At 36.5% G+C, this 8,628-nt stretch carries 9 protein-coding genes and 1 rRNA gene; 8 read left to right on the forward strand and 2 right to left on the reverse strand.

Annotation, left to right across the window (positions count from 1 at the left end):
* Nucleotides 1-21 precede the first annotated feature (21 nt).
* From rrf to AC1DDX_RS17405, 5 genes are all read left to right on the forward strand, one after another.
* Nucleotides 22-133: ribosomal RNA gene (gene rrf / locus AC1DDX_RS17385) — 5S ribosomal RNA — on the forward strand.
* 192 nt (nucleotides 134-325) lie between these two features.
* The gene (locus AC1DDX_RS17390; protein WP_172662437.1) at nucleotides 326-967 is read left to right on the forward strand and encodes a porin family protein; all 642 of its coding nucleotides are present in this window, start codon (nucleotides 326-328) and stop codon (nucleotides 965-967) included.
* Nucleotides 968-1,127: 160 nt separating this feature from the next.
* Nucleotides 1,128-2,477, forward strand: coding sequence for a PhoH family protein (locus AC1DDX_RS17395; protein ID WP_337717837.1), 1,350 nt, complete (start codon nucleotides 1,128-1,130; stop codon nucleotides 2,475-2,477).
* 22 nt (nucleotides 2,478-2,499) lie between these two features.
* Nucleotides 2,500-4,389: a M1 family metallopeptidase gene (locus AC1DDX_RS17400; RefSeq protein WP_337717835.1), complete on the forward strand. Its 1,890-nt coding sequence runs from the start codon at nucleotides 2,500-2,502 to the stop codon at nucleotides 4,387-4,389.
* A 127-nt stretch (nucleotides 4,390-4,516) separates the two neighbouring features.
* Entirely contained in the window at nucleotides 4,517-4,762 is a 246-nt protein-coding gene (locus AC1DDX_RS17405; protein ID WP_048906350.1) for a hypothetical protein, read from the forward strand.
* On the opposite strand, the gene AC1DDX_RS17410 is transcribed toward AC1DDX_RS17405, so the two are convergent.
* Nucleotides 4,759-5,616, reverse strand: coding sequence for an EamA family transporter (locus AC1DDX_RS17410; protein ID WP_172662439.1), 858 nt, complete (start codon nucleotides 5,614-5,616; stop codon nucleotides 4,759-4,761). The two genes, AC1DDX_RS17405 and AC1DDX_RS17410, sit on opposite strands and share 4 nt — an antisense overlap.
* Nucleotides 5,617-5,833: 217 nt before the next feature.
* Here AC1DDX_RS17410 and AC1DDX_RS17415 point away from each other — a divergent pair, with 217 nt between their 5' ends.
* The gene (locus AC1DDX_RS17415) at nucleotides 5,834-7,036 is read left to right on the forward strand and encodes a DUF763 domain-containing protein (protein ID WP_477622331.1); all 1,203 of its coding nucleotides are present in this window, start codon (nucleotides 5,834-5,836) and stop codon (nucleotides 7,034-7,036) included.
* A 42-nt stretch (nucleotides 7,037-7,078) separates the two neighbouring features.
* Here the strand turns inward: AC1DDX_RS17415 and AC1DDX_RS17420 are convergent, their stop codons facing one another.
* Nucleotides 7,079-7,717 (reverse strand): NAD(P)-dependent oxidoreductase, encoded by a 639-nt coding sequence (locus AC1DDX_RS17420; RefSeq protein ID WP_337717833.1) that lies wholly within the window; start codon nucleotides 7,715-7,717, stop codon nucleotides 7,079-7,081.
* A 259-nt stretch (nucleotides 7,718-7,976) separates the two neighbouring features.
* On the opposite strand from AC1DDX_RS17420, the gene AC1DDX_RS17425 reads away from it, so the two are divergent.
* A complete protein-coding gene (locus tag AC1DDX_RS17425; protein WP_288883920.1) occupies nucleotides 7,977-8,282 on the forward strand; it encodes a hypothetical protein in 306 nt (101 codons plus the stop codon).
* Nucleotides 8,283-8,325: 43 nt separating this feature from the next.
* On the forward strand, nucleotides 8,326-8,628 hold a 303-nt coding region (locus tag AC1DDX_RS17430), incomplete at its 3' end, for a pseudouridine synthase (RefSeq protein ID WP_477622332.1).

The following is an 8,628-nucleotide window of genomic DNA, read 5'->3' on the forward strand; positions in this document are numbered from 1 at the left end:
ACAAGATAACTTTAAAAATATTTAGGTGCCTATATCGGTGGTGTCCACCTCTTCCCATTCCGAACAGAGAAGTTAAGCCCACCAGAGCCGATGGTACTGCGGTAACACGTGGGAGAGTAGGTCGGTGCCAAATCTTAAGCAAAACCCTGTAGCTAAACGCTGCAGGGTTTTTGTGTTTATATACATTTCTGAAAGAAAAACCTTCTTAATAGCTATTCCATTAGATATAATTGACATTCATCTTAATGATGTTACAAATTATGAAAATAAATATTTCATAATGATAATGTATATCGCTAAGTTTAGTTCTTAAACACACACACAAATGAAAAAGAAACTATTAACTGCAGTAGCAGTATTGGCTTCCCTATGCGGGTATGCCCAAACAAAAGGTACCAATGCTTTAGGTTTTGGTATTAATTCACAAACAAGTAAATCTGAGGTCAGAAGTGAAACTGGAGCTACCGAGATTGAAAAAACAAAGGCAAATAATTTCACTTTGAGCTACGGATTATTTATAAAAGACAACACGAAATTAGGTCTTGATGTTAGTTATGGAAATCAAGATTATCGATATGTACAAGGATTATCTGGTTCAAAATCAAAAAGTTATGGAGCAGGTTTGAATTATCAGCAGTACTATCCATTGGTTAAAAAGCTATACGCCTTTGCTGGCGGTTCACTGGGATATGGTTATACGAAAACTGATAATGCCGATCCTAATTATGAAGACAGGAAAACGGATCAATATTCGGTTGGTGTAAATGGTGGTTTGACATGGTTTTTTTCTAAAAGATTTGCCATTGAATCCAGTTTATTATCAGCTAACGCATTCTACACTGTTGATAAACAAAATGGAAATAATTCCGGTGGTCAAAGTAGTTATGAAAATAGCTATACCAATTTTAATTTGAGCACTAGTGGAGCTTTCAATAACCTTGGTTTTAAAATCTATTTGCTATTCTAAAGCTTAATTTTACATCAAATTAATATCAAAATAAAGCACCTCAAATTGAGGTGCTTTATTGTTATGGTGTGTTTTTCACATTTATATTTAGAATTTTAAATAGTTTTTGGTTATTTATTCAATTTCGTATCAAGCGTAAAAATCGCTAAATTTAAGTGTCATGAGTAAAACTGCTAAAAATCCTTTGTTACAGAAGAAAATCTTTGTTCTCGATACTTCTGTTATTTTATACGATCATAACGCTTTCAATAATTTCCAGGAGCATGATGTTGCCATACCAATTCAAGTTCTAGAAGAGCTTGATAATATGAAAAATGGCAATGAAACACGTAATGCAGAGGCAAGGAGTTTTATTCGTCTTATGGATAATGCTTCAGGTAATAAAATAATGAACCAATGGATTCCTTTAAATGGCACTAAAAGTGGGCGATTTAAAGTGGTAATGGATAATAAGCCAGATCATGCTGATGCTGAGGCAATTTTTGGAGCCGGAAAGTTTGATCATCGTATTCTTAATGCTGCTTTAAGCTTAAAGCAAGAATTTCCAGAGAAAAAAGTGGTACTGGTATCAAAGGATATATGTCTGCGCTTAAAGGCAAAATCTCTTGAACTGTATGCTGAAGATTATGAAACTGGAAAGATTAAAAATGTAGATGAACTTTATACCGGTAAAACGGTTCTTTCTAAAGTTCCGGAACAACTTTTTGCAGAACTCAAAACTGAAGGCAGCATTAGCACTGAGTTACTGGATATTGTACCCCAATCTCCAAATCATTTCTGCATATTAAAAAATAGCCGGAAAACTGCAACTGCATGGTTCGACTCTACTACGCAACGCTTGTATCCGGTAGCGTCAAAGAAAATATTTAATATTTCGCCAAGAAACCATGAGCAGTCTTTTGCTGTACACGCTTTGCTTAATCCTGAAATTAAACTGGTAACTATTCAGGGTAAGGCCGGTACCGGAAAAACACTTCTTGCAATTGCCAGTGCATTGGAGCAACGTAAAGATTACAGGCAAATTTATGTAACCAGGCCAATTATTCCATTAAGTAATAAGGATATAGGTTTTTTACCGGGAGATGCTAAATCGAAGATAGATCCTTATATGGCACCAATATGGGATAATCTGAGGTTCATTAAAGAGCAGTATAATCATGATTTAAAGATGCAGGGAAGGATAGATGAGTTTGTAACTACAGGCAAAATCGTAATTACTCCCCTCGCTTATATTAGAGGAAGAACGCTTTCTAAAATCTTTTTTATTGTTGATGAGGCCCAAAACTTAACTCCACATGAAATAAAAACAATAATTTCGCGGGCAGGAGAAGATACCAAGATCATATTTACCGGCGACATATATCAGATAGATACACCTTATCTTGATGCCGAGAGTAATGGCCTGTCTTACCTGATTGAAAATGCAAAGAACCATCCACTATACGCGCACATTACATTAGATAAGGGCGAACGTAGTGAACTGGCAAATCTTGCAAACGACTTATTGTAATTTGAAAAATAAACTGGTTATCATGTTTAAAAAAGCTGTTCTAATAAAGAATCTAATCTTGTTGATTCCAATTCTGATGATATTATCGTGTAAACAAAAAGAACAAGCTGCAAGTCAGCTTGTTGAAGACCCGCATTCTTTCTCAAAACCATCTATAGCTGTAGTTGAACATCTGGATCTGGATATAAAGGTTGATTTTGAAAGTCAGCAGATTAGTGGGAAGGCAGTTTGGAAAATAAACAATAAGGCTAAATCAAATGAGATTATTTTTGATGATAGTCAGCTTAATATATCAAAAATCACTCTTGGTGCAGAAGAAAAGGAGACCACATTTACCTATGGCGAGGAGAAGGAGTTTTTAGGAAGGCCACTAAAAGTGGTTATTACCCCTGAAACAAAGTTGATAACCATTTATTATACAACCAATGCACAAGCAAGTGCTTTGCAGTGGTTAAACCCACATCAAACAGCAGGCAAAAAACGCCCATATTTATTTACGCAGTCAGAAAGTATTGCCGCACGTAGCTGGATACCTTGTCAGGATAGTCCAGGTATAAGGTTTACATACAATGCAACTGTTTCAGTTCCCAACGATTTGCTGGCTTTAATGAGTGCCGAGAATCCTGAAGTAAAAAACAGTACAGGTATTTATCATTTTAAACAAGTTCATCCTATTCCTTCATATTTATTGGCATTGGCTGTTGGTGATATTGAATTTAAAGCAGTAGATGAGCGCACTGGTGTATATGCTGAACCTTCGGTTTTAGCAAAAGCGGTATATGAATTTGCTGATATGGGTAAAATGGTAAATGCTGCTGAAAAGCTATATGGCCCATACAGGTGGGGAAGGTATGATTTGCTTGTGTTGCCTCCGAGTTTTCCTTTTGGAGGTATGGAAAATCCTAATCTGACATTTATTACCCCAACAATTATCGCTGGAGATCGGTCTTTAGTAAGTATAATTAGCCACGAATTGGCACATAGCTGGAGTGGTAACTTAGTTACAAATGCTACATGGAATGATTTCTGGCTTAACGAAGGCTTTACCAATTACTTTGAAAGAAGGATCGATGAGGAGATTTTTGGTAAACAGGAAGCCGAGATGCAGGAGGAATTTGCGAAAAAGGCTTTGGAAGATGCTGTAAAGGAAATGGGCGATACCAGTAAGGATACTTATCTGAAAACTGATTATACTGGAAGAAACCCCGATGAGGGTACTAATGATATTGCTTATGAAAAAGGCTATTTCTTTTTAAGGACAATTGAAGAGGCAGTAGGAAGAGAAAAATTTGATACTTTTTTAAGAGGCTATTTTGATGGTCATGCTTTTCAATCTGTTTCTACCGAACAGTTTCTAGCTTATCTGAATGAGAATCTAATTAAAGGTAATTCTGATCTTGAGAAGAAAATTAGGGTAAATGACTGGGTTTATGGCCCTGGTGTTCCATCAAATATCGCTTATTCGAAAGGTCTGTGGGCTAAAGATGGAAAGTTCGCTAAAATTGATCATATAGCATCGGTATGGAATAAAAATGAATTGAAAGATACTTCAGTGTTGACTAAAGAAATCGTTACAAGTAATGAGAAGAAATTCTTTATCAATCTCCTGTCACCTGAAATGACTGCAAAGCGAATGGCTGACTTAGATCGTCAGTTTAACTTTACCGGTTCTAATAATACTGACATTCAGTTGGCATGGTACACATTGGCCATTCGCCATCAGTACACTGCTGCCAATAAAAGAATAGAAGATTATTTAATAGAAAATGGAAGAATGTGGCACATCATTCCTTTGTATAAAGAAATGATAAAAACGCCAGAGGGTTTGAAAAGGGCCAAAGAGATTTACAAAAAAGCAAGGCCTAATTATCATCCTATGACTTATCTGGCGATAGATAAGTTTTTAAAGTAATGTAATAATTTGAAAGTGCAATTGTCTAAACTAAATTAATATAATTCGAATTAGTTGTAGCGGAATGACGATTAATCTCGTTATATATTAAATAACAGTTTATAAATCAATTCAACTTAATCATATTATGGATTCATTACACCCTTTTCACCAGAATATAGAACATATTAAGAATGATGCTTCTTCTCAATTTCTTATTGTAGATAGTGATGATATAAAACAGGTAGAATCATTAGCGATTATGTTCCCAAGGCTAACCAGTTTGATCAAAAACAATGGAAATAAGAATTTTCTAATCAATTTCCGTGATGAGCAGCAACGGTCTCTTATTGTAATGGTGGTTTCTAAGAATAGAATTCCGATGGCAAGCTAAAGATTCTTTTTGCCCTTAGTTAGTGTGGCACCAAGGCTTGCAATGATTACAAAAGTTACTGCCAACCATTGATGCAGGGTGAGGTGTTCTTTTAAAAACACTAGCCCGAATAATGCTGCAGCTGCTGGCTCAAGGCTCATCAAAATACTAAAAGTACGCGCTGGTAATTTCTTAAGGGCACCAATTTCCAAAGTAAATGGAATAGCACTTGATAACAATGCCAGCGCACCGCCGCTTAAGATCATAATGGGTGTGAAATTGGATAAGCCCCCGCTTCCAAAGCCGAAAGGAACCACTACAATAGCGGCGAATATCATGCCTACGGCTACTGCTTGTTCTCCATCCATAATTTTAGCTATTCGGCCGCCAAGAAGAATGTAGCCTGCCCAAAAACCTCCGGCCAGCAATGCAAGTGACGCACCAATTAAATCAATACCTTTTTCATTCCAGGGTGCAATAAAAGCTATTCCTATTGCAGCCAAAAATACCCAAAAGAAATCTAATATACGTTTGGATCCGCTTACAGCTAATAAAAGAGGTCCAATAAATTCGAGTGTTACACCTAAACCCAGTGGGATCCTTTCTATGGCCATATAGAAAATAACATTCATTAATCCTAGCGATATACCATAAGGGATAACGGCTTTCCATTGTTTTGCTGTGAAACGCTTGAAATTTGGTCTGTAGGCACCCACTAAAATAATTGCAGATAAACCTATCCTCACAGATGCAGTACCGGTTGCCCCGAGTGCAGGAAATAATCCTTTGGCTATTGCGGCTCCGGCTTGAACGCTAATTATAGACAATAGTACGGCAGGGAGGGGTGGTATATTTATTAATTTATTGGTGCTCATTGATAGATGGTGATGGGAGGGATAACCCTGCAAATTTAAGGATTTGATTAAATAAAAAAGCACCGAAATCCATCGGTGCTTTTTTATTTATCAACTAAACCTAAACTATAAATACTAACCAAATATTTATATCACAAATATAAGGTGGATTATAATAGGCAGATGTTAAGAAATGTTAAATTGAATTATTGGTAATATTTTGCTAATTTTGTTAGTAATGAAAAGATCTGGGACGGCTGATTTACCTTTGCATTATGGATATGTTCCTAAATGGCTGGCAGAACGTATGTCGCGTTTGGGGTTGGCAATTACAGAGGCAATAATTATCGAGTATGGTACAGCTGAAGTATTGCGGAGATTAAGTGATCCCTTTTGGTTCCAAAGTTTAGGTGCTGTGATGGGTATGGATTGGCATTCTTCCGGAATCACCACTTCAGTTATGGGTGCCTTAAAGGCCTCAGTTAACCCTCATTATAAAGAATTAGGCATATATATTTGTGGAGGCAAAGGCAAAAAATCCAGACAAACTCCGGATGAACTACTTAAATTTGGAGAACGCACCGGGTTAAATGGTAATGACTTAGTACGAAGCAGTAAGCTAAGTGCAAAGGTTGATAATACCGCTTTACAAGATGGGTTTCAGTTGTATATGCATAACTTTATTGTAGACAAGCACGGGTTGTGGACTGTTGTGCAGCAGGGAATGAGAGATGGAAGTTCGACTGCACGTAGGTATCATTGGCATTCGTCATCATTAAAATCCTTTGTGGATGAGCCCCATACAGGCATTTGTGGGAAAAACCAAGGACAAATTTTAAATCTTGTGGCCAAAGAAGCATTACTTTCCCGTAATGCTATGTTATCAATGACAGCAGAGCATCCGGAACGAATGATAGGAGAAGTGCGTAAACTCGTCTTGCCAGCGCATCATGACGTTAGGGCTAAAGATGTAGATCTTAAACGTTTGGGTGCGATGCTGTGGTTAAGTCATGAAAAGAACCCTAGTGATTTTGAAGAATTGCTGCYACTTGAGGGAATGGGACCTAGAACTCTGCAGTCACTTGCATTAGTAAGTGAGGTTATTTATGGTACATCTGCTCGATTTACTGATCCGGCCCGTTTCTCATTTGCACATGGAGGCAAGGATGGGCATCCATTCCCAGTGCCTTTAAATGTTTATGATGAAACGATTAGTGTACTAAGCAAAGCAGTTTATAAAGCAAAAATAGATCAAGCCGATAAGCTTCACGCTATACAAAAGCTAAGCGAACTGTCTTTCAAAGTTGAAAAGGACTTTATTCCTAATGATAATTTTGAAGAGCTTATAGAAAAAGAGAGAAACGACTCATGGAAATATGGCGGTAAAACAGTTTTTGGTGATGCAAAACCACCGAATGGCGGACAATTGAATCTGTTTTAAAATTATGAGGGAAAATAGCTTAACCCTCATAATTTATAAATTTTATAAGCTTGCCACAAATGGTGCTTTTCCAATAAAATCAGTTTCTAAGATCTGATCTATGAGAAAATGTGCCAGATCTGTTGTACTAATCTTTTCACCAGGGCTGTCTTCCAGACTTACAGTCAGGTTTCTTACTTCTTCCGTCTGTTCAATCCATGGTAACCGTACCATAGTCCAATCCAAGCCACTCATTTTTACTATTTCAAAAGCCTTTTCCTTGTCGGCTACAAATACTGGAAATGTCTCCTTCATCCATGTGGATGCCTGAACTGTTTTCATACTTTTCTTATCTCCCGGAACATCTATATTCAGCCCGGTTAAGAATATATATCTTTTGATCTGCTGCTTATTCATAGCTTTTATAATGTTGTGAGCTGCTACACTTGCTATTAGAGGCTCATCTTTTGCTTGTCCAAGAGCACTTATCACAACTCCACAGTTTTTAATAAGCTCATTCGCTGTTTCTAAATCTTTTATATCTCCTCTTACAATCTCCAAATTGGGATGCAGGTAATTATAAGATGATGGATTTCTGATTAGTGCTTTGACTGTATAACCTTGATTTAATAGTGTTTTTAGTAAATAGCTTCCAGCTTTACCAGTTGCGCCAATTAGGGCGACTTTTATATGATTAGTCATTTTTAAAATTCCAATGTGAAAAGAATAATTCTTTCTAAATATTATTAGGGATACGATTGTAACATAGGAAAAAAGGCAATAAAATAGCCTTCCCGCTATAGGTTTGGATTTTTGGTAATCCTATTTAGATATGTGACTAATGTTAATATGATTCAAATATATAAATAATCTGGCTGTAAATCATTACGTCCCCCAACATTTCAGTATCTTTAATTATTGTTATTTGTAGCATAATTGAAAATTTTAACGTCTTAAGGTTATGAAAAAATTATTATTCCTATTGTTTATTGGATTTGCCATGGTAAGCTGTAACACAGCGAAACAGGCAGGAAGTAAGGGCTTAGTTAAGTTAAGCGGTAAAATTGAAAAATTAGGGATGACCACATTCCAGTATGGTACCCATATTTTAACAGTGGATGCTAAAACCTATGCATTAAAAAGCAGTAAGGTTGATTTAAATGCTTATGTAAATAAGGAGGTTACCTTAAAAGGAACAAAGGTTGATGGTTATCCTATTGAAAATGGCCCGGACTTAATAGAGGTAGAAGAAGTTACTTCCAAATAGAACAGGAAAGTTTAAAAGGTTATCTTCGCCAAAAAAAGTTTAAATGCTAGAAATTGTTTATCAGGATGACCATTTAATTGCAATTAATAAACCTCATGGCCTGCTTGTGCATCGGTCGTCGATTGCCAATGATGCAAAAGAATTTGCATTACAACTTTTAAGAGATCAGGTAAACAGACATGTTAGCCCTGTTCATCGTTTGGACAGGAAAACAGGTGGTTTGCTACTATTTGCTTTTGAAAAAGATGTAGAAATAGCAATGCATCAGCAGTTTCAAAATGGTTTGGTTCAAAAGAAATATCTTGCGATTGTTAGAGGGTATGCGCCTGATAGCCAGGATATAGAT

The sequence above is a fragment of the Pedobacter sp. 10L46_2 genome (assembly GCF_056395165.1).